This is a genomic window from Streptomyces sp. YS-3, from assembly GCF_045257485.1.
Classification (GTDB): domain Bacteria; phylum Actinomycetota; class Actinomycetes; order Streptomycetales; family Streptomycetaceae; genus Streptomyces.
Genome location: NZ_JBJHPC010001143.1, coordinates 1 through 767, shown reverse-complemented (window position 1 = coordinate 767; position 767 = coordinate 1). Strand labels below are relative to the sequence as shown.

2 pseudogenes are annotated in these 767 nt (G+C 67.7%); both read left to right on the top strand.

Annotation, left to right across the window (positions count from 1 at the left end):
- Window positions 1–248 (top strand): annotated as a pseudogene (locus ACJA3G_RS37995) (acyl-protein synthase); the annotation flags it as partial.
- Between the two features lie 74 nt (window positions 249–322).
- Window positions 323–767 (top strand): annotated as a pseudogene (locus ACJA3G_RS37990) (acyl-protein synthase); the annotation flags it as partial.

The window sequence follows — 767 nt, the reverse complement described above, 5'->3', positions numbered from 1 at the left end:
CCGCACACCCGTACCGGGCCCCGCTGGTGCACGCCACCTTCTTCAAGCGCCACGAAGTGCTGTCCATCCCGCGCGAGGACGTCGACCTGCATCTGACCTCCTCCGGCACCACCGGCCAGAAGTCGCAGATGTTCTTCGACCGCTGGACCATCCGCTCGGCCCAGCGCATGGTCGCCCGCATCTTCGAGCGCAACGGCTGGATCACCCCGGAAACGGAGGTCAACTACCTCCTGTACAGCTACGAGCCGCCCCTCCAGCCCTATCTGGACTGCTATCTGTCGGCCTGGGCGTCGACCTACCTGCCCACCCTAGAGGTTGCCTCATGAACCCCCATCTCGCCCCGGTCGGCGTCCCCGACCCCGCGCTCCTGCCGCATGTGCAGGAGCTGTGCGACCTGACCGACCCGTACGCCGTCGGACCGGCCGTGGACGAACTGTTCGCCGCGGCCATGGCGGAGACCAACGCCTGGCACGCCGAGCGCTCCCCGTTCTTCCGCTCGCTGTACGAGGCGACGCCGCCCGCACACCCGTACCGGGCCCCGCTGGTGCACGCCACCTTCTTCAAGCGCCACGAAGTGCTGTCCATCCCGCGCGAGGACGTCGACCTGCATCTGACCTCCTCCGGCACCACCGGCCAGAAGTCGCAGATGTTCTTCGACCGCTGGACCATCCGCTCGGCCCAGCGCATGGTCGCCCGCATCTTCGAGCGCAACGGCTGGATCACCCCGGAAACGGAGGTCAACTACCTCCTGTACAGCTACGAGCCGG